This window comes from Paenibacillus peoriae, from assembly GCF_022531965.1.
Taxonomy (GTDB): domain Bacteria; phylum Bacillota; class Bacilli; order Paenibacillales; family Paenibacillaceae; genus Paenibacillus; species Paenibacillus polymyxa_D.
Genome location: NZ_CP092831.1, coordinates 5583987 through 5604128, shown reverse-complemented (window position 1 = coordinate 5604128; position 20142 = coordinate 5583987). Strand labels below are relative to the sequence as shown.

Genomic DNA, 20142 nt, shown 5'->3' with positions numbered 1-20142 from the left:
ACCGTCCTTTTTGCTATTAAGGTATATCGTTCGCGTATTTTAGATGCGTTCTGCTTCACCCATCGCCTGAATGAAAGCTCCGATACCTTTGGGGTCGTTGGTTATAATCGGCTCACTGATATAGTAAGCGAAGGTACCGTCCCGACGATCTTTACCACCCAAACCGCTTACTTGCACCGTTTTGTTCAGATTCACGAGTCCTTCTTCAGTGATCGTGATAAATTCATCGATAATACCCTTACGGATGATTTCTGCCTCTTGACGATATTGCTCTGGCAGATAGCCTTTGCGAACGCCCTTGGCAATAGCATAGAGAATCATGCAGGAAGCTGAAGCCTCCAGATAGTTGCCTTTCACATGGCCCAGGTTGAGCACTTGATAAAAGACTCCACTTTCTTTATCACGCACTTTCAGCAGGGCTTCCAGTGTTTCCGTCAGCATATCGATCAGGACAGGACGGTCTGCATGATCCTCTGGAATATAGTCCAGCACGTCAACGAGTGCCATAACGAACCAACCCATCGAGCGTCCCCAGAAATTTTTGGAACAGCCTGTTTCCGGGTTGCACCAATGCTGCTCACCCTTCTCATCCCAAGCATGGTAGAGCAGACCCGTTTCAGGATCACGCGTATGCTTGTAGCAAAGCTTGAATTGTAGGGTCACATCGTCAAACTCTGACGGATCTCCGAATTCGCGGATAAATTCAGCGTAGAACGGGGCACCCATGTACAAGCCGTCGAGCCAAATTTGATACGGATAAATTTGCTTATGCCAGAATGCGCCCTCGCTTGTGCGTGGGTGTTTTTCCAACTGACTGCGTAATTGGTAGGCTGCCTTTTTGTATCGTTCATCTCCTGTGGCACGATACAGCGAGAAGAGCAGCTTGCCGTTATTCACGTGGTCAATATTGTACTCATCTACTTTATAGCGCTGAATTACGCCATTATCGTCAACAAAATGATCCATATGTTTTTTTATAAATTCCATGTACTTGGGGTCGCCTGTCAGTTCGCCGACCCATTCCAGACCTCTGTAAATCACGCCATGGTCATATTCCCATTTTTCATAAAATTCCGGGCTCCGTTGTAGAACGGAATCGCTCATACGTACAGCCCAAGAATCTGTTTTTGTAGGGCTGGGGGTTGGTTGTGATGTTGGATTTGCCATGATACAGTCACCTCTTTAGTAAATGTTTAATCTGTAATTGTTATTGTTGTTACATAGATGGAGTGTGTGTCTTAGGGTCAACGGGTTTGTTCTTGAAGCCCACATTATTGTTACCCCAGCACCGATCGTAATGGAAACCTGTCAGTTCCTCGAATACCTTCCGGGCTTCCGGTTTAGCTGATTTCATGGAACCACCGTTTTTGAGGCGGTCAATTTCGGCGATTAGCTTCTTGTGGCTGTCAATATCCAGCTTCATCACGACAGAAGCAATCATACCGATGATCGCGAGAACGATGGTACCGACCACGAGTACATAAAAGATGGCGTGCTGAGCAGCGACGGGCTGACTATCAGCCCCGGATACAAAGCCAAAGTGCTGTAACACCCAGCCGAGAATGAAGACGACAACGGCCCGCACCATTTTTCCGGCAAAAGTCATCATACCTGCATAAATTCCTTCCCGTCGACGGCCAGTCAACGCTTCATCCACATCGGCAAGGAACGTATATTGATTCCAAGGGATATAGTAGACGCCCCCTGTACCAAGTCCCATGAACAGTGTGATGACATATAGCCATACCATCGTATTAGAGGCTCCCGTTATATAGAGCAGGCCATAGCCTGCTACGCTAAAGCAAACGACAACGAGTGCAGCGATGAATGGCATACGGAATCCTTTACGCACACAGAATTGGATGAAGAAATAGGTAGAAATCAATTGAATGACAGAGTTAAAGCTATTCAGATTGGACACCATCTCCGAGCTTTGAAACAAGGAGAAGACAATAAAGTACGTAAAAGCAGAAGTAAACAGCCACTCAGCTGAAAAGCCGCCCAGGTACATCCCGAGATGATGACGGAACGTCTTGACCCGGAAGGTAGAGGAAATGTCGATAAACAACTTTTTCATCGAATCTATAAAGGAAAGCGGAGCTTCACCTTCCAGTTCCTTTTGCAGTTCCTCACTTGGACGTTCCCAGGAGTTTTTGTACAAGAATGCCATCGCAATCAGCAAAATAGCTGCAAAAACGAGACCGGTATAAAAGAAAGGCAATGGAGAGTCTTTGCCATACTCAGCAATAAAGCGACCAGGGATAAAGGCAGCGGCGAAATTGGCAATTTTGCCAAACATGGCCTTCCATCCAGTTAATCTGGAGCGTGCGCCGAAGTCTCGTGTCATCTCTGACGCTAGTGCTTCATACGGCACCATGACAGAGGTATACACCAGTTCAAACAGCACATAAGTACTCAGGTAATACCAGAAGCCCAACCCATCTACCCAAAGCATCGGATACACGAGCATCAGCGGGATACCCATCATGATGAAAAAGCGTCGTCTGCCGAATTTACGTCCCAAGCGGGTCCGGTGAAAGTTATCGCTGATAAAGCCCATGATCGGATTGCTGACTGCATCTATGATGCTGGCAACAGAGAAAATGGCCGCGGCCTGAACGGGAGACAGTCCGCAAAAGGTTGTATAAAAGTACATTAACCATGCACCGCTAATCGCAAGTGCGCCACTTCCCAGCATGTTACCGCTTCCATAGGCGAGTGTATGTTTCAGTGTGATTCTTCGTTCCATGATCTGTTCACCTCATATTTTGTCTGGTTATGAGGACAATCACCGGTCGCTATATTATGCAGAATTGTCTAAGTTGGTAGATGGGCCAGGGCGTCCTGATTAAGCGGGGCTTTTAACGTGCCCCTATATTTTTTCCGCTCGGAGTACCCGAGCCGATCAGATCGCTCCCTTTGGCCAGCTTAAGGAAATCACCTAGCTGGATGGAACCGTCTGTACCTCGAGTGATAGAAGGCGTGAGACTAACAAAGTCGTCTGCACTGACTACCAGACCTTTGGCATTCGTCGATTTTTTGTTTTTCCACCAAACGCTAGAGTTGTCTTGATCTGTACCGCTTGTTTTGTCACTGGCGCTTCCCTCAAAGGAAAGATTGTTAATGAACACGTGATCACCTTTGTCAAAAGCAAAATTACTTTGTCCATTGTCCCACGAGGTATTATTGGTCAACGTAATGCTGCCGGGGTTGCTATTGTAGGTGAAGCCGTGTTTTTTGTTCTGGAAAGCAATACTGTTTTTCACAATATGGTTGACTTTGATTTTGTCTCCACCCAGCTTAAAGCCATTGCCGTCGCTGTTCGCGGTAGACGTTCCATCTGCGGTCTGCCCGTTGTGGTGGGCCACACTGTTCAAGATGGTTACCTCACCGATAGGGCCTGTTTCTGTTTTGCTATACAAATCCCAACCATCGTCTACGTTGTACGCAGCCAAGCAGTTATCAAACACATTGCCTGATCCTACAGTCAATTTGGCCGCGAAGCCATCGGCATCCTCACCATTATCGGGATCAGCGTTATCATGAGAGTAAGAATTCAAAATCAAATTATTCGAAGGCCACTCACTAGTGGAAGCGTTAGGAGAGTAACGCCCAAGCTGAAGTCCAGTATCCCGGTTGTGGTGGGTTTCCACGTTTTCGATTCGGTTATTGCTACCGCCGATATAGATACCATTATCTCCGGCACCCTTTACTTCAAGGCCCTTTACCAGCCAAAAGTCTCCGTTAAGCTGAAGTCCACGATTGGCTGAACCAAAGGCTTGAGCAGAGAAATCAAGTACCGGCTTTTCACTACCGTAAGCGACCAACCCTTTGAGTGAGCCGTTATTGCCGCTATTTTCACGCTGAATTGTAATCGTTGAGGAGTAGGTGTAGTTGCCACCGCGCAGGTAAATGGTTTTACCAGGAGCAATTTGTGTAAGAGCTGCTTCGAGTGTGGTAGGACTAGATATGGTGCCCGGATTGGACACGTTACCATTTGGCGCCACATACAAATCTCCTGCCGCTAACGTTGTGGAGACGGTGGTTGAGTCAGTTGTACTAACTGCCTCTTCTGTGAGTGCGGAAGAAGGGGTGTCGTTGGGTAACGTATCTGCGTAAGCGGTTCCAATAATACAAGAAGAGGCGAAAACAAAAGAAACACTGAGTCTTAGAGCGTTAAATCCGTTTTTTGGACGATCATTCCGTTTAAACATGTAAATTCCTCCTCATTTGAGTTCTTATTTTAAAAGAAGATAGCATATATAAAAGTGGCTCATGCTGTCTTACCAGTAAAAACAGGACACCTCCTGGGGTGACAGATTGATCTAACCTATGTCTAATACGCTCTATGAAGTATATGCACAGTGTAATATATGTTAACGTTTGCATCAACAGTTTTTTACTGTTTTTTTAATGTTGTGAAAAAAAGTTCACACTTTTGTTTCAACTAAAAATGCACTTTTGTCAGACTGGGAAAATTTGATTATACTTAAACATTATACATATAATAGGAATGAAGACTGTGGGAAAGGGTGGTTTTAGCGCATGGAGAGTGGAAATCATTTGACAGATTCAACTGTCGAACAATTGCAGGAAAAGCAGCCAAGAGTGAAAAAGGAGATGATCGATTGGCTTAAGGCCATTATTGTAGCCATTGTGCTCGTGTTCATTATACGTTGGCTATTATTTGCGCCATTTATTGTTGAGGGAGCGTCCATGGAACCGAATTTCAAGACAGATGAACGAGTAGTCGTGAACAAGGTGATTTACGATTTTCGTGATCCCAAGCCGAGTGAGGTTGTTGTATTCCATGTGAGAAAGGAACAAAGAGACTTTATTAAGCGTGTTATTGGGGTGGCTGGCGATACGATTCGGTATCAAGGCGACAATCTTTATGTGAACGGTAAGAAAGTAGAGGAGTCATACATTCAGGGAGCTATTCAGGATGCGCACGCCAAGGGAGAACTATATAACAATGTGGACTTTCCAAATGGAACCATAACCGATTCCAAGGTACCTGAGGGGTATATTTTTGTGATGGGCGACCACCGCAATAATAGTAGGGATAGTCGTGCTATTGGCTTTGTTTCTATTAAAGATATTGTTGGCCGTGCGGATGTGATTTTTTGGCCGGTGGATAGCGCGCAATGGGTTAAGCATAAATAAGGCCAGAGTACAGGCATGGACATCACGAAGACAAGAGGACTTGCGTAAAGTTTACGCAAGTCCTCTTTGGGTCATCTGTAAGGGTGTAGTTGAATCAGCCTTTGACGGCTCCGGCAACAACGCCTTTGACAATGTATTTTTGCAGAAAAATAAATACGATAATCGAAGGCAGCACAGCCATTACCATCGCGGTCATGGCGTATTGCCAGTCGGATGTGTACTGTCCGACGAAGGTATAGGCGGCCAGCGTCAGTGTCTTAGTGCTGGGCGAGCCGTTAACCATGAGTAACGGAAGCAGAAAATCGTTCCAAATCCACATCACGTCGATAATGACAATGGTGGCGGTGACTGATTTCAGCAAGGGGAAAATTACGGAAAAGAAAAGCCGGAAGCCCGAGGCCCCATCGATTTTGGCGCTTTCGTCAATCTCGACCGGAATGCCCTTCACAAAGCCGTGATAGATAAACACGGCCAGCGGAGCGCCGAAGCCCCAATACAGCAAGCCAAGTCCCCAAGTGCTGTCTGCCAGATTTAAGTCTTTCGCTAGTCGCAAGACAGTGAGCATGATGGACTGAAACGGGATCAGCATCGGCATAATGCACAGCATGTAAATCACGGAGCTCCATTTGCTCTTGGTTCTTGCCAGCTTGTAGGCCGCGATGGAAGATATCAGTACGATACCTGCCAGTCCGACGACGGTAATAATGGTGTTATTCAGAAATAGGCGTGGATAGTCAATGAATTTCCATACATATACGTAATTATCCAGCGAAAGCTGCTTAGGCAGGGCAATGACGTCGGTCATGACCTCAGCGAAGCTTTTGAACGAATTGTTAATGGCGAGAAACAGCGGGTACAAAAATAACAGTGATAATACAATCATGCCCGCTTCTAGCAAAATACGTCCTGTACGGCTGCGTTGCATCAGGCTTCAACCTCCCTGCGTTTGAAAATAGACAATTGAATAATCGTAATGATCAGGACTGCAACGAATAAAATCAATGCTTTGGCTGTTCCGTAGCCATACAGATTGTTCTGGAACGTGTCCCGGTAAATATCATACGCAATGCTGTATGTCGTACCTCCCGGCCCACCGCCGGTCAGAGATAAAATGACGTCAAACACTTTGATTGAGTTGGTCAGTGCCATGAAGACTGAGATCGTAATGGAAGGTGCAAGCATCGGTAGAATAATACTGAAAAATCTCCGAATCGGCCCCGCGCCATCGACAATGGCAGCTTCTTTTAGATCCTCTGGCACAGATTGCAAGCCTGCAATATAAATGACCATGTAAAAGCCAATGGATTGCCAGATCGATACCGCCAAAATGGAAACAAACGCGAGCCCTTCCTCACCCAGCCAACTGAGCTGGAAGATGCCCCAGCCTGTACTGTGACCCAATGACTCAAAGCCTTGCATGAAGATAAATTTCCATATGAATCCAACAATTACAAGACTGAGGATATAAGGGATAAAGAAGGCCGCTCGCAACCAAGCCGAGCTTTTCAGCTTCATATCGAGAACGAGCGCCAGCAAAATGGCCAGCACATTCACCAATACAATGTACAAAATGGCATACTTGACGGTAAACCAGGCTGCATGTGCAAAATTGGCGTCTCCAAGCAAGATTTGCTTGAAGTTATCCAGACCTACAAATTTCGGATGTTTGGATATGCCGTTCCACTTGGTCAGGGAATAGCGTATCGTCATCAAAAACGGAATATAAAATGCAATCGTAATGCACAAGATTACGGGCAGTGTGAATAAACCGAATTCCAGTTTACTGCCCTTGTCGCCCCGGGTTCCCCTTTTTTTCAGCATAACGCACCTCTTTTTCTCAACATTTTCCGTTCTTACGTTCCAAGCTGTTTAAGATATAATGAAAGTATAGGATAGCTCTAGGGCCGGACCAATGGATTTAAGAAAACAGTTGAGGGTAAAAATGTGTACGCTTTCAAAAGGGGCGATTATCATGATGTCAGAGCGTGTAAGAACGTTTCTTCGCTCTATGTGGAGGAGAATCACGCAAAAATTAGTGAACAAGCTCATTCTACTTTTTACCTCGGTGATTATTCTGGTGGTGGGCTCACTCACAATTATTTCCTATCAGATGATTGAAAAGGAGTCGGTTAACCATAGCATCGCCAGCACGACCAATAATCTGCTGCTGGTCAATCAGAATTTGGAGGATTACTTGGAGGGAATGCAGCAGTTGGCTCTTCCGCAGCTACGTTACAACGATATTATGAACGCGATTGCCAATGAGAACTGGGACTATGCTTCGAGAATGGTCATTGAGAATTACTTGCGCAGCATGTTTTATTCGCGTACCGATCTGGAAGCGATCTATCTGTACGTGGCGGACCGACATCAATACTATGTGGTGACCAGGGAGACGTATAACATTACGGTGCGCAAAGGAGTAAATACAGATATTCCCAAGCTTCCTTGGTATAAAGAGGCGATGGCCAGTACCACGAACGAATCATTTCAATCCTTTGTGGGGTCCCGCTCTGATATGGGCTATGTAGCGCCACAAGCCAGCTTTATGGCATACCATCGAGTGCTGAGGTCGATTGCATCCCGTCACCCGCAGGCGGTGCTGTCCTTTTATTACAATACGAGCACCGTGGATGAAATCATGCAGAACATTCCACTGGGCAAAGGGGACCAATTGATGCTAATGAGCCCTAAAGGGGTTCCCTTTTATGTGAACAGCTTTCCGCTATATGAGCGGATGCGTGATTCCGGAGTGTTGGCACAGATCGGCAAGGGAGGAAGCGGGCGAGTAACGTGGTCTGATCGCAGTGGCAATCAGGAGTATTTGGTCGTCTATGATGCTGGCGAAAAGGATGGGTGGCAGCTCATTAAGCCCATCCCATACCGCCAGATTTATGAAGCAGCTACGACAACACGAAACTGGAGCTATGCCATTGGGGCTTTATTTTTAGGTGTGTCTATTATATTAGTGACACTGACCTCGAACGCCATTACCCGACCTTTACATAAGCTGTCCACCCAGATGAAGCGGTTTAGCACCGGAGATTTTGGAGCAACAGCTCCTGTGAAGGGACATGACGAGATTGCATATTTGTCGCTGCATTTTAACGAAATGGTCCAAAGAACCGAAGAACTTATTAATGAGCGCTATCGCATGAAGCTGGTCGAAAAGAACGCCATACTCAAGGCGTTGGAGGCTGAAATTAATCCTCATTTTCTGTACAATGCCCTGCAAGCCATATCCACACAGGCATTAAAGCGGGAGATGTTCGATATGGCGGATATGGTGGATGCGTTGGCCCAAACGTTACGGTATTCCATCAACGGCAAGGATATCGTAGCTGCCCGCGAGGAGCTCAAGCATATTGAACGATATATAGGTCTGCAAAAAGCAAGATTCGGGGCGAGACTGCGGGTCGAAGTGGTATGGGAGGAAATGCTGATGGAGCTGCCGATTCCAAGGTTATCTGTGCAGACGTTGGTGGAAAACGCTATCAAGCATGCGTTGGAAAAAGTATCAAGCGATATTCTGATCGTCATTTCAGCCGATTCGAGTTCTACAGATGCAAATGCCACAATTGCAGTCAGGGACAACGGGCCTGGATTTTCAGAGGACAAGCTGAGACTGGTGCTGGATTCATTCCATGAAAAATGGGAAGAACGGGAGAGTGAGCATATTGGTTTGAAAAATCTGAACACACGGTTGAAGCTTTTGTATGGAGATCAGGCAGGATTATTCATCCTTACGGATGAAACGGGAACGGAAATGAGAATGCAAATTCCCCGGGGAGGAAGTAGTCATGTATAACGTATTGATTATTGACGATGAAGAGCCGTTGCGCGAAGCCATTCGTATTATCGGGGACTGGGACCGTCTGGGGATCGAACATATTTATGAAGCGACGAATGGAAGATTGGGACTGGAGCTGCTGGGTCAGCACCCTATAGATGTGGTGATGGTCGATATGAAAATGCCTGAGCTGAACGGTATCGAATTTCTCCGTGCCATCGAGAAGGCATATCCCCATCTGTTGACGATTGTCATTAGCGGCTACAACGACTTTGAATTTACACGGCAGGCGATTCAATCCCGGGTGGTGGATTATCTGCTCAAGCCTATCAATCGTCAGGATCTGAACCAGGCACTGCGCAAAGCAGTGGACATTCTGGAAAGCCGAGAGCAAAGCAAAAACAAGTCCATTAGCCAGAACATTACGCTGAATATGTCACTGCCGAAGCTGAAAGAGAAGCTATATTTGTCCATTTTGGACGGTAGCTTTAAAAGGCAGGCCAATACGGCGTTGCTCCCATTGATCGGAGCGGATCAGCCGGGGAATCGCTTTGGGGTGATCGTGCTGCGGCTGCTGAACAGGGATGAGATTCGCAGGACACGTTTTCATGGCGATGTCGATCTGATGGATTTTGCTGTAACGAATGTATTAGCGCAGACATCAGATGAACGGTTGAGTTGTTTTAGCTTCCCCCATCCGCGACGGGAGCGCGAGGTCATTTCGATCTGTACCCTGGCCCCAGGGCATGAAGAACATATGTCCCTCCTACTGGCACAAGTGGCACAGAAGGCGGTTGTGAACCTGCATGGGCTGTTCTGTATGGTAGTAGCGGCCGGAGTGGGCAAGCTCTGTACAGACGTAGTGGAGCTGGCTTCTGCCTATAGGGATGCCAAAACGCTTATTCACAGCACGGATGTATTGAAGCTGGAAGGGGAATCTATTCTCCATACGGTGCCCCGGCAAATGGCTACGTCAGAGGAAATGTCATGGACGGAGCAACTGTTGGCGATCCAAAAGGATGCTCAGACAGGTCAGGCAAACCGGGCAAAGGTGCTGCTGGGTGATCTGCTGAAACAATTGGCAACAGGTCCTGTTTTCCGTTTACAGGATGCAGATCGATTGATGCGGGAGTTCCATTTTCTACTGAAAGAGGCAGCGATTGAGTTGGGTGCGTCTACGTCAGCGTTGAATCAAGATGGAGCTTTGGAAGAACCGGAGCACGTGGGGGAAAGCGATTTGTCTGCTGATTTTACGAGCTTTGTTCACTACGGTCAGAGATTGAATCGGATGCTGGAGCTTTACATTGCTGGGGTCCAACATGCTCAAGCGGGGAACCAGCCCTTTGACATAACAGACATCAAAAGGCACATCGACCGTTATTATTTTGAGGATATTAAAATTTCGTTCTTTGCTGAAACCTTTTTTTTGAGTCGGGAATACTTGATGAAGCTGTTTAAGCAGCAGTTTGGTTACGGTATTCACGAATATGTACAGAAGGTTAGGATGGACAAGGCGAAGGAGCTGCTGGGCGATTCCAGCCTGAAAATACAGGAAATTTCGGATATGCTCGGCTACAAGGATAAAAATTATTTCAGTAAGGCTTTTCGTAATTATTATCAGGTGTCACCGTCTGAGTATCGTGTGAGCTTGCAATAAACCACTTTTTTACCCTTAATGCTTCACTAATCTGCCTTTTTAAATTGGAGTATATTTTTTAGAATGATCGCATGGACGTTGATCACAAACAAATGGGGGAGTATCCATGTTAAAGAAGATGATGGCGTTATCCGGCAGTTTGCTTTTGACGGTCGGTTTGTTGAGCGGATGTGGAAGCAGCGGCGGCACGGATGCGTCGAAAGAAAGTGCTGGCGGCAAAAAAGATTTGAAAACGGTTACAATAAATATGTTCACAGCCTCACCGGAGTATACCGATGCCTTTAACGCGTATATCGAGGAGTATAAGAAGGTCAAACCTAACGTGAAGATCAATTTGGAGATCATGCAGGCAGACTACAACACGATTCTGAAGTCGAAAATAGCTTCAGGTAGTACACCGGATGTATTCCAAACGACGGCAGGAGGCGACATCGACACGTATGCGGATTATAGCGCCGATCTGACCAATGAGCCGCTAGCAGCAGCCATGACGGATGCTGTTCGAGCGAATATGAGTTCCAGTGACGGCAAAGTGCTCGGACTCCCGGTGAAGGGGAACCTGTTTTCGTTGATTTACAACAAAGATTTGCTTACCAAAGCTGGGATAACCTCCCCGCCAAAGACGATTGCAGAAATGCAGGACGCGGTCACCAAGCTGGAGGCGAAGGGCATTACTCCATTTGCCAACGCATATAAAGAGTGGTGGGTATGGAAGCACATCTTCATGCACTATGTAGATGCTGCTGCACAGGATGCAGGCGTGGAGTCGAAGCAGCTCGTTAGTGATTTTATCGCAGGTAAAGCAAAAATCAAGGACTACCCAGTGCTGTACAACAACTTCTTTAGCTTCATTGATTTGACGGTGAAACATGGCACAGATAAGCCGCTGGAACGGGACAGCAATGCGGGAGTAAGTGATTTTGCATCTGGAAAAGCTGCATTTATGACGGGTAAAGGTGCGTGGGATGAGGAAGCGATCAAGAAAATTAACCCTGATCTCAAGATTGGCATCATGGGATATCCGGTGAGTGACAAAGCGGATCAATCGGTCATCATTACCGGTGCAGATCAGGCGCTGCGTATCAATAAGGATTCCGAAGTATCGAAGGAAACAATTGAATTCTTCAACTGGCTGTACACTTCGGAATACGGTAAGAACTGGTTCTCCCAGGTAGCGAAGGTGATTCCTCCAATTAAGGATGCACCGCTTCCTGATCTGGAAATGCCTAAGGAAATGGAAAGCATTTTGAAAACGTCGAAGTCCGGTGATCTGTCTGTTAACTACTCCTTGGATACATTCCATCAAAAATTTGGCGAGCTGATGCAGGCTTATATCAGCGGCAACATGAACAAGGATCAGGCAGTTGCAGAGATTGAAAAGGCATGGGTCCAATTAGGCTCAGCGCAATAAACCTGGTTTCGCAGAGGCGTCCGTAAGGGCGTCTTTTTGTGTTAGAGTTAGGAGGTCGAGAGAGTGTGAACAAAAAAATATTTAATAATATTTAAATATTTACTTGCAAAAAGTTATTAGGTTGTGGATAATAGATTGTGTGCAATACATCTACAACCTTACGATATACATAATGACTGCACGGTGCAAATACGAGGGAGACCCCGGTTGGGGAATCTCTTTATTTCGTTTGGACTGTGCCGATTGTGCTTATAATAGACCGTGTAATTTGGAACGCATTTTTAGTTATGTGGTAGAGATGAAAAAGGAGATGAGCGTTTTGAAGACTTCGTTGTTTACACCGTATACAATCAAAAATTTGGAGTTAAAGAATCGTGTGGTCATGGCACCGATGTGCCAATACTCGGTCACAGCCAAGGATGGGATTCCGAATGATTGGCATCATGTTCACTACCTAAGCCGAGCAATTGGAGGCACGGGGCTGATTATTATAGAAATGACGGACGTGGAACCGGATGGACGAATTACCGATTATGATCTGGGCCTTTGGTCAGATGAACATATTCCGGCTTATAAGAAGCTGGTTGACGGTATTCATGCGCACGGGTCCAAGGTAGGCATTCAGATTGCTCACGCGGGCCGTAAAGCTGAGGATGCAGCAGAGCCGGTCGCTCCCTCGGCCATCGCATACCCGGATGCGAGTTATAAGCAGCCGCGCGCACTGACCACAGAGGAAGTCCGTGGCATGGTACAAAAATTCGCAGACGCCGCCCGGCGTGCGGTTCAAGCGGGCGTGGATACGATTGAGCTTCACGGTGCACATGGTTACTTGATTCACCAATTCCATTCGCCGGTTACAAACAAGCGTGATGACGTGTATGGTCAGGAGCTATCCCTTTTCGGCGTTGAAGTCATTCAGGCTGTGCGCAAGGAAATGCCTGCGGGTATGCCGTTAATCTTCCGCATCAGCGCGGTGGAATATGTAGATGGTGGATACGATGTGGATCATGCTATTGAGCTGAGCCGAGCATATCAGGCTGCAGGCGTAGACGTGATCCATGTCAGCTCGGGCGGAGAAGGACCGGCAGGCGCCAGAAAGCCAGGCAACTATCCGGGCTATCAAGTGCCGTTTGCTCGCCAAATCCGCGAGGCGCTGAACATCCCAGTCATCGCCGTTGGCGCACTGGATGAACCGGCCTTGGCGCAGTCTGTTATCGGCAATGAGGATGCCGATCTGGTCGCTGTGGGACGCGGATTGCTGCGTGATCCATATTGGGCTACTCATGCAGCGGTGGCACTGCGCGGCGAGAAGCCTTCCATACCTGAACAATATCAACGTGGCTACTGAGGCCTAAGTAATCCCACGTTGTTTATATATAAACAAGGCACCTGCAACGAAGTGTACGCTTCGTCAGGTGCCTGTTTTGTTTTTATCGGGATAATGATTGGCAAATGAATAAATGTGATGGTTTTTACATTTTGTGGATGATTCAATCTGTATAATAATTATATTTGGTGTGTATAGGAGGATGAAAGAAATGCAGTATGTTATTGAAACGAAGGGCCTCCGCAAACAGTTCGGGATGTCGGTAGCTGTAGACGATATTTCCTTACACGTGGAGCGTGGCAGTATCTACGGTTTCCTCGGTGAGAATGGGGCTGGCAAAACAACGACCATCCGCATGCTGATGAGGCTGATTGAGCCTACAAGTGGGGAGGTTTTTTTATTTGGCGAGCGGTTGGAGACGAATTATCCATCTATCTTTTCCAAAATTGGAACGATTATTGAAACACCAGGTTTATACGAAAACCTGAGTGCGCGTGATAATCTGAGAATATGCTGTAAGTACATGGGAATGAAGGATGATGGAAGAATAGAACGTACCTTAACCACGGTAGGTTTAGAGCATACCGGTAAAAAGAAGTTCAAAGATTATTCCCTAGGGATGAAGCAAAGATTGGGGATTGCGAGGGCGCTTGTTCATGACCCTGAGTTGCTCATATTGGATGAGCCGACCAACGGACTGGACCCATCTGGAATTAAGGAAATTCGTCAGCTGTTGAAGCGGTTGTGTGAGGAGAATGGGAAAACCATTCTTATTTCCAGCCACATCTTGAGTGAAATTCAGCAGTTAGCTACACACATCGGGATTATACATAATGGAAAGCTGTTAGCGGAAGATCGTTTGAGTCGGTTGGAGGAAGGTTTTGAGCAATACACAGATGTAAAGGTAGACGATGCAGAAGCAGTACAAACATTTCTGCAAGAGCACATAAAGCAGCTTCAATATGATGTGATATCCCCACAACAACTAAGAATTCATAGTCCGATTGAAAATACAGCCACCTTAAATAGACAGTTAATAGATCATCAGTTTTCGGTCTATGAGATACACACCTCAAAACAGACGCTAGAGGAGTACTTTTTGTCTCTCATTTCAGGAGAGGGTGGGCGACATGATTAGAGCAGAGCTCATTAAGCTTAAAGGTTCTAAAGCCTTCTTGTTGAGCTATATTATATTGCTGGCTGTTGTGCTGTTGGAATTCGCGACGAGCGCTATTTTTTACAGATATTCAATTGATAAACGGGGTTGGACCTACTATTTCGAGGGCATAGTTCTCTTCGTCAATGTTGCAGCCGGATTTATCAGTTACTACATATTAACCGGTCATATTTTTGCAAGAGAGTATCAGGAAAACACGCATCTGTTTATGTTTACCACGCCTGTCAACAGGATTAAATTTTATTTTAGTAAATTGATCATTATTTATGGATTTATTATTGTGTCCTTATTTCTCGTTCTGTTTTTGTCTGCATTATTAGGCATGTCCATTACAGATCGACCTTTAACGATGGCTATCTGGGTATACCAAATCCAAGTGTTTGCTAAAATGTGTGTGATGCATGCGATGTTAATCCCAATCGCCTCTTTTTTTGCTATACACTGGAAAAGTCTTATGGTGGTTGTACTCGTAGTTTGTACTGCTATATTTTTAAATTTTATATACAAAAGTGAATGGTACCCTTGGATTGTGCCCTATCTCTTATCTCCTAATGAAAGAAATGCGACTATACCTACCAATGTTTCAATAGCATGGCTCAGCTTATCCGTGATCTTTCTTCTTGGATTGTTTTTATCCATATGGACATATCAAAGAAGAGCCTAAATGAAGATTTTTTGAAAGGAGGGCTACTATGTTTGACCTGTTTAGAGCAGAGTGCTTGAAGCTGAAAGGAACTAAAATTCTTTTTCTAAGTGTGTTTATTTTAATAGCAACCGTATTTTTGACTTTTAGTACTTACGCCATAAATCCTAAACTTTCCTTGGATCGTGATGGATGGAATGAATACTTTATGGATTTGGTATCCTCCATTAATTTAATAACTGGATATATGAGCTATTACATTTTGACCTGCTATATCTATGCGAGAGAATACCAGGAGAACACTCATATTGCACTGTTTACAAACCCAGTTCGCCGAACTCGGATTTACTTCAGCAAGCTGCTCGTTATCTATATGTACATCGCTGTTAGCCTGCTGTTAGCATTTGTGCTATCTGCGATATTGGGTATGTTTATTACGGCCAGACCGCTAACCTTTGAAATCGTTATGTATCAGCTTGGGGTATTTGCTAAAATGATTCTTATGCACGCTATGCTCATCCCGATCATCACGTTCTTCGCTATTCGTTGGAAAAAATTTGTGCCTGCTATTATGGGAATGTGTACGGTCATGTGTTTAAATTTTGTTTTAATTAATATACCGGGGAATACCTTTTATCCATGGACAGTGCCGTTATTGTTTTCTCCCCATGGCGACATGGGCAGAACATTTACGTATGTTCCTGGTGGGGTCATCAGTATATGCTTCATTTTTGCGCTTGGGCTTTTTTTAGCGTTGAGAAGCTATACCCATATAGAGACACAGTAGAATGTGTAAGCAGCAAAGGACGATGAGTGTCCATATAAGATTGGCTGGATGAATCTGTAAAATGTTGTCGCTTAAGGACGGATTTACGTGCTATAATTCCAGTAACAACAGAATGGCTTAGGTGGGCGGTCGGCTAATCTCCCGGAAGGGAGGTGATGCCTGTGGAGGTTAAGGATGCTCTGACATTAATGATGATGTTCGGCACGCTATTAATAGCGTTGATCGGATTAATCGTTACGATTGTTATTGCGTTGAACCAAAACAAAAAGAAATAGACCGCCCTGCTCAAGGGGAAAACGGTCTATTTCTGTAGATCGCCTTTTTCAGCCGACCGCTCTTCAAAGCGGCTGTTGCCAAGAGTAGGGATGTTACCAGCATCCTTGCTCTTTTTTAGTATATCCTTCTATCATTTATTTTAGCACATCTGAATAACCAGTGTAACTGAATAACGCTGTTTACTTGGTGAAAATTTTAACTTCCTTTGGAGCGAGAGTCACGGTGATTGAGCCATTGTTAATCTGAACGGAGTCGTTGCTTAGCTGGTTGGTCAGGCGGGTTCCGTTGGACAGATTATCGAAGTTGCCAATCGTGCGGGTTTGACTATTCCAGGAGTTGTTGATAAATACGATGGCCTCGTCACCGTTTTTAGAGCGCTGAAAACTGTAAAAGGAGTCGTCCACCCATTTTTCCTTTTGGCTGCCGTTTTGCAGAGCAGGGTGGTTGTTGCGCACATTGTTCAGCTTAGCGATGTACTGATACAGGTCATGGTTGGAGTTGAAAGCCATATTCTCCCGATTGCCGGGATCATCTCCGCCATTAAAGCCTTGCTCAGTACCTTGGTAGATGATTGGAATTCCGCGTGATGTCAGAGTAAAGCCCAAAGCAGTTTTGAGCTGTGGCCATTTGTCATAGTTAGCACCCGGCTTGCCGGAGGCGTCATTCAGGAAACGTTTTACATCATGATTGTCAATAAATACACCGTTGGTCTGGGCATCGCGATAGTAACGATCATCGGAGTAGCGTTCCTTGATTTTTCTCATGGATTGATCGTGTCCGAAGACATCCTTGATTGTATAATACATCGGAAAATCCAATGCGGCATCGAGATACCGGGTGTAATCCCCCACATAAGCAGGGTCGCCATGGAAAATTTCACCCATGGTGAAGGTATTGGCGGCTTGGTCAAAATCCTTTAGAAAACCCTTCGGTACATGCTTGGCGGTATCCAACCGCAGTCCGTCGATGCCTGTCTCATTCAGCAGCCATTTGATCCAGTTTTTAAGCTCGTTTGCGGTAGCGGGATTTTCATGATTTAGGTCATCCAGTCCTGCCACATCACCATTTTCAATTTTCCATTGGTTGTTGGAGTTGTAGTCCCCCCCTGTAATTTCACCATTGTGATGATACCAGTCTGCTTTGTCAAAAGGAGCTTTGGCGATGCCGTTCCCCGGTTGGAAATCACCTGTGTGATTCACGACGACGTCCAGCATCACAGCGATATTTTTGTCATGTGCCTTACCAACCAGCTCTTTGAACTTGTCCATTGTACCGAGATGCCCGTCTACCGCATAAAAATCATACGTATGATAGCCGTGGTAAGCGTATTCACTCTTTTGCATCGTTACCGGAGTAATCCAGATCGCGGTAAACCCCATATTTTTAATGTAGTCGAGTTTGTTAATAATACCTTGAAAATCGCCACCATGCCACTTGCGTTGATCGCTGTTGTTGGAATTGAAGCCACCGTAGTTATCGTTGGACGGATCTCCGTTGCTAAATCGGTCTGTCATGATAAAATAAATGCTTTGTTCGCTCCAGTCTACGTTGAGGGGAGTTGGCTTGGAAAGGGTACCCGGATCTATAGGAGTGAAGGCGCCTAAAGGCGCCTCCGTTTGAGCAGTTACTTCAACTCCGTTAACATTGGGTGTGTAGGTAGAAGTGCTTACGTTTAAGGTTACACCCGAAAGTTTTTCTGTTGGGATAGGTCCTGCCACTTCGTTGAGGTCGGTTGCGTAGGTAGAAGCCCCTACGCTGAGGACGCCCCCCGAAGGTGCCCCCGTTCGGATAGATCCTGCAGCCCCGTTCAAGCCGGGTGTGTAGGTAGAAGTTCCAGTGCTGAAAAGGTAGTTCTTCGAGTTATTGCTGTCCCAACTGTTATTGCCGTCATTAAAAGCAGCTTCCAATTGGGAGGCAGAACCGATATCAACGGTAATTTTGGCATAGCCGCTAATCTCGGCATCCTGCATTTTCACACCGGGTACGGCAGTCCAGTTTCCGTTAGCTGGGCGGTAGTGAATATAAGGCGAGTTAAAGCCTTTTTTGTAGTATACCGTTACCTTGTTAGTTGTACCGCCGCCATCCCCGGGAATCGTACCCGCTGGAGCGCCAGATGTGATCGTTCCCGCATTGCCGCTGTTACCGGGCGTGTACGTAGAAGTGCCCGTGCTGAAGGAGTAGTTTTTGGTGTTGTTGCTGTCCCAGTTGTTATTGCCGTCATTAAAAGCGGCTTCCAATTGGGAGGCAGAACCGATATCGACGGTAATTTTAGCATAGCCGCTAATTTCGGCATCCTGCATTTTCACACCTGGCGCTGCAGTCCAGCTTCCGCCAGCCGGACGGTAGTGAATGTAAGGTGAGTTAAAGCCTTTTTTGTAGTATATCGTTACTTTGTTGCCTGTACCGCCATTATTGTCAGGCTTGGCTTTGCTGATGATATATTGTTTGAATCCACTCAACTCACCGGTTGGTGAGCCATCATTGTTGACGAGATTGTTGATGCGCAATAACGTAAACCCGTGATAACCGAACTTCGTGATTTTCTCCTCGATTTTTTGGAAGCCGCTGCCGCCTGTCGGGAGTGCATTTTCACCATTCAGGCGAACACCCTTGGCATTCGCGATGGAGGAGACGGTATCAACCAGGGTGGACGGCAAGGAATAATTCGGTGCTGTGCCACTGTCACTCATCTCCAGGCAAGTAAATGTCAAGTCTAGATCGGCATCCTTGAATTTCTGAATGAGACGGTTGTAATCATAATATCCACCTGCTTGTTCTGTGCTGTGCGGCATAGCAGGATTGTTCATTTGCCAGTGCAGACCGGAAACTTTGGCCCCGATCCGGACACCAAACACAGAATCGAAGTTTTTGTGGGCCGCTGCTCCGATGACGCCCAGATGCTTCTCAAGTACACTTTGGTACCACGACAGAAAATCCTTTCCATATGTGGAATTATATCCGCCGTTCGTGTAAAATCCGTCCCCATCGGTCGGTGGATTGATTTGGCTAAGACTGCTCAGCTTGGTGCCCCAAGCAGCATTAATCTTGTCCAATGATCCGTACTTGTCATTCATAGCTGTGCGGAATGCATTTTTGGCTGTTTCAGTATAAGCTTGGAACTTGCCTCGTCCCGGGTAGCTCCACCCTGCTGCTGGATAGTAGGACGGATAGCGCAATTCCCCAGAAGGACCGCCGCTCAAATAAATTTTGGGAATGATACTTTTATATCCGGCAAAGTTTTCAGCGAATGAGGCATACAGCTCGTCATATTGTTTACCGGTTCCGCTCCACAATGGGGAGAGGGCTTCACTATTGGCATAGCCGCTTTCGTCCTTGAATTGCATTTCATCTGCACTGCCCTTGCTCGGCAGCCAGCTTGGCAGTGGGATGTTACAGTCATCTCCCACATTTCCTCCACACTTATGCGTAGAGATAATAGGAACCCACTTCAGTCCCGCTTCTTTCACGGCATTTGCATAGGTCTTGTAGTAGCTCCAATCGAACTGGTTATCTCCTGCGCTCTCCACATAGCCCCACCAGACGTCGGTAGTGATGGCATACACGCCATTGTTTTTCAACGTTTGTAGCTGCTTTTTAAAGGAACCCCAGTCATTGATTTTCGCCAGCGGTCCCATGACGGAAGCTTGAAAATCATCTGCAACCGCTGCGCTCGCCGTATTAGAGGGTGAGCCAATGAAGGCGGTCAGAGACAGCACAAGGCTTAGTAGAAGCATACACCCTTTTTTCCATAGACTTCGATACAAGGTCAAACCGATCATCCTCCCCAAAGCATAGTCTAATTCGACAACATTTTGTAAACGTCTACAAAAATAGTATAAAGCAAGCGGTTGCATAAAAAGAAGAATTTATTGCGCACTCAAGGTGGACAAATATGACATTTTACGTAA

General features: G+C 46.1%; 15 protein-coding genes. 9 read left to right on the top strand and 6 right to left on the bottom strand.

The window, feature by feature from the left end; all coding sequences use genetic code 11:
• Positions 1 to 39: 39 nt before the first annotated feature.
• The 3 genes from MLD56_RS24850 to MLD56_RS24840 all read right to left on the bottom strand — a co-directional run bounded on the left by MLD56_RS24850 (position 40) and on the right by MLD56_RS24840 (position 4214).
• Positions 40 to 1167: a glycoside hydrolase family 88/105 protein gene (locus MLD56_RS24850; protein ID WP_029518761.1), complete on the bottom strand. Its 1128-nt coding sequence runs from the start codon at positions 1165 to 1167 to the stop codon at positions 40 to 42.
• Between the two features lie 49 nt (positions 1168 to 1216).
• Positions 1217 to 2749 (bottom strand): MFS transporter, encoded by a 1533-nt coding sequence (locus MLD56_RS24845; protein ID WP_029518760.1) that lies wholly within the window; start codon positions 2747 to 2749, stop codon positions 1217 to 1219.
• 112 nt (positions 2750 to 2861) lie between these two features.
• The gene (locus tag MLD56_RS24840) at positions 2862 to 4214 is read right to left on the bottom strand and encodes a right-handed parallel beta-helix repeat-containing protein (RefSeq protein ID WP_029518759.1); all 1353 of its coding nucleotides are present in this window, start codon (positions 4212 to 4214) and stop codon (positions 2862 to 2864) included.
• A gap of 331 nt (positions 4215 to 4545) precedes the next feature.
• Here MLD56_RS24840 and lepB point away from each other — a divergent pair, with 331 nt between their 5' ends.
• On the top strand, positions 4546 to 5166 hold the full coding sequence (gene lepB, locus MLD56_RS24835; protein WP_029518758.1) for a signal peptidase I: 621 nt from the start codon (positions 4546 to 4548) through the stop codon (positions 5164 to 5166).
• Between the two features lie 94 nt (positions 5167 to 5260).
• Here lepB and MLD56_RS24830 read toward each other — a convergent pair whose 3' ends face one another.
• Both MLD56_RS24830 and MLD56_RS24825 read right to left on the bottom strand, forming a co-directional pair.
• Positions 5261 to 6091, bottom strand: a complete 831-nt coding sequence (locus MLD56_RS24830; protein WP_039271872.1) for a carbohydrate ABC transporter permease — start codon at positions 6089 to 6091, stop codon at positions 5261 to 5263.
• Positions 6091 to 6987 carry a carbohydrate ABC transporter permease gene (locus MLD56_RS24825; protein WP_029518756.1) on the bottom strand — a complete coding sequence of 299 codons (897 nt, stop codon included), beginning with the start codon at positions 6985 to 6987 and terminating at the stop codon, positions 6091 to 6093. The genes MLD56_RS24830 and MLD56_RS24825 overlap by 1 nt, the downstream gene beginning before the upstream one ends.
• Before the next feature lie 121 nt (positions 6988 to 7108).
• Between MLD56_RS24825 and MLD56_RS24820 the strand changes: the two genes are divergently transcribed.
• The 8 genes from MLD56_RS24820 (at position 7109) to MLD56_RS24785 (ending at position 16233) form a co-directional block, all read left to right on the top strand.
• Positions 7109 to 8974, top strand: coding sequence for a cache domain-containing sensor histidine kinase (locus tag MLD56_RS24820; RefSeq protein WP_029518755.1), 1866 nt, complete (start codon positions 7109 to 7111; stop codon positions 8972 to 8974).
• Positions 8967 to 10613 (top strand): response regulator, encoded by a 1647-nt coding sequence (locus tag MLD56_RS24815; RefSeq protein WP_029518754.1) that lies wholly within the window; start codon positions 8967 to 8969, stop codon positions 10611 to 10613. The genes MLD56_RS24820 and MLD56_RS24815 overlap by 8 nt, the downstream gene beginning before the upstream one ends.
• A gap of 106 nt (positions 10614 to 10719) precedes the next feature.
• Entirely contained in the window at positions 10720 to 12024 is a 1305-nt protein-coding gene (locus MLD56_RS24810; protein ID WP_029518753.1) for an ABC transporter substrate-binding protein, read from the top strand.
• 319 nt (positions 12025 to 12343) lie between these two features.
• On the top strand, positions 12344 to 13372 hold the full coding sequence (locus tag MLD56_RS24805) for an NADH:flavin oxidoreductase/NADH oxidase (RefSeq protein ID WP_029518752.1): 1029 nt from the start codon (positions 12344 to 12346) through the stop codon (positions 13370 to 13372).
• Between the two features lie 190 nt (positions 13373 to 13562).
• The gene (locus MLD56_RS24800; RefSeq protein ID WP_029518751.1) at positions 13563 to 14489 is read left to right on the top strand and encodes an ABC transporter ATP-binding protein; all 927 of its coding nucleotides are present in this window, start codon (positions 13563 to 13565) and stop codon (positions 14487 to 14489) included.
• Entirely contained in the window at positions 14482 to 15192 is a 711-nt protein-coding gene (locus tag MLD56_RS24795) for an ABC transporter permease (protein ID WP_049817042.1), read from the top strand. The genes MLD56_RS24800 and MLD56_RS24795 overlap by 8 nt, the downstream gene beginning before the upstream one ends.
• Positions 15193 to 15220: 28 nt before the next feature.
• Entirely contained in the window at positions 15221 to 15958 is a 738-nt protein-coding gene (locus tag MLD56_RS24790; RefSeq protein WP_029518749.1) for an ABC transporter permease, read from the top strand.
• Between the two features lie 161 nt (positions 15959 to 16119).
• Positions 16120 to 16233: a putative holin-like toxin gene (locus tag MLD56_RS24785; protein WP_016822651.1), complete on the top strand. Its 114-nt coding sequence runs from the start codon at positions 16120 to 16122 to the stop codon at positions 16231 to 16233.
• Positions 16234 to 16413: 180 nt separating this feature from the next.
• On the opposite strand, the gene MLD56_RS24780 is transcribed toward MLD56_RS24785, so the two are convergent.
• Positions 16414 to 20004, bottom strand: a complete 3591-nt coding sequence (locus MLD56_RS24780) for a family 14 glycosylhydrolase (RefSeq protein ID WP_029518748.1) — start codon at positions 20002 to 20004, stop codon at positions 16414 to 16416.
• Positions 20005 to 20142 lie beyond the last annotated feature (138 nt).

Bases quoted from the DNA above. Each gene is read 5' to 3' on its own strand.
- MLD56_RS24850 (WP_029518761.1), bottom strand. From the start codon at position 1,167: ATGGCAAATCCAACATCACAACCAACCCCCAGCCCTACAAAAACAGAT.
- MLD56_RS24845 (WP_029518760.1), bottom strand. From the start codon at position 2,749: ATGGAACGAAGAATCACACTGAAACATACACTCGCCTATGGAAGCGGT.
- MLD56_RS24840 (WP_029518759.1), bottom strand. From the start codon at position 4,214: ATGTTTAAACGGAATGATCGTCCAAAAAACGGATTTAACGCTCTAAGA.
- lepB (WP_029518758.1), top strand. From the start codon at position 4,546: ATGGAGAGTGGAAATCATTTGACAGATTCAACTGTCGAACAATTGCAG.
- MLD56_RS24830 (WP_039271872.1), bottom strand. From the start codon at position 6,091: ATGCAACGCAGCCGTACAGGACGTATTTTGCTAGAAGCGGGCATGATT.
- MLD56_RS24825 (WP_029518756.1), bottom strand. From the start codon at position 6,987: ATGCTGAAAAAAAGGGGAACCCGGGGCGACAAGGGCAGTAAACTGGAA.
- MLD56_RS24820 (WP_029518755.1), top strand. From the start codon at position 7,109: ATGTGTACGCTTTCAAAAGGGGCGATTATCATGATGTCAGAGCGTGTA.
- MLD56_RS24815 (WP_029518754.1), top strand. From the start codon at position 8,967: ATGTATAACGTATTGATTATTGACGATGAAGAGCCGTTGCGCGAAGCC.
- MLD56_RS24810 (WP_029518753.1), top strand. From the start codon at position 10,720: ATGTTAAAGAAGATGATGGCGTTATCCGGCAGTTTGCTTTTGACGGTC.
- MLD56_RS24800 (WP_029518751.1), top strand. From the start codon at position 13,563: ATGCAGTATGTTATTGAAACGAAGGGCCTCCGCAAACAGTTCGGGATG.
- MLD56_RS24795 (WP_049817042.1), top strand. From the start codon at position 14,482: ATGATTAGAGCAGAGCTCATTAAGCTTAAAGGTTCTAAAGCCTTCTTG.
- MLD56_RS24790 (WP_029518749.1), top strand. From the start codon at position 15,221: ATGTTTGACCTGTTTAGAGCAGAGTGCTTGAAGCTGAAAGGAACTAAA.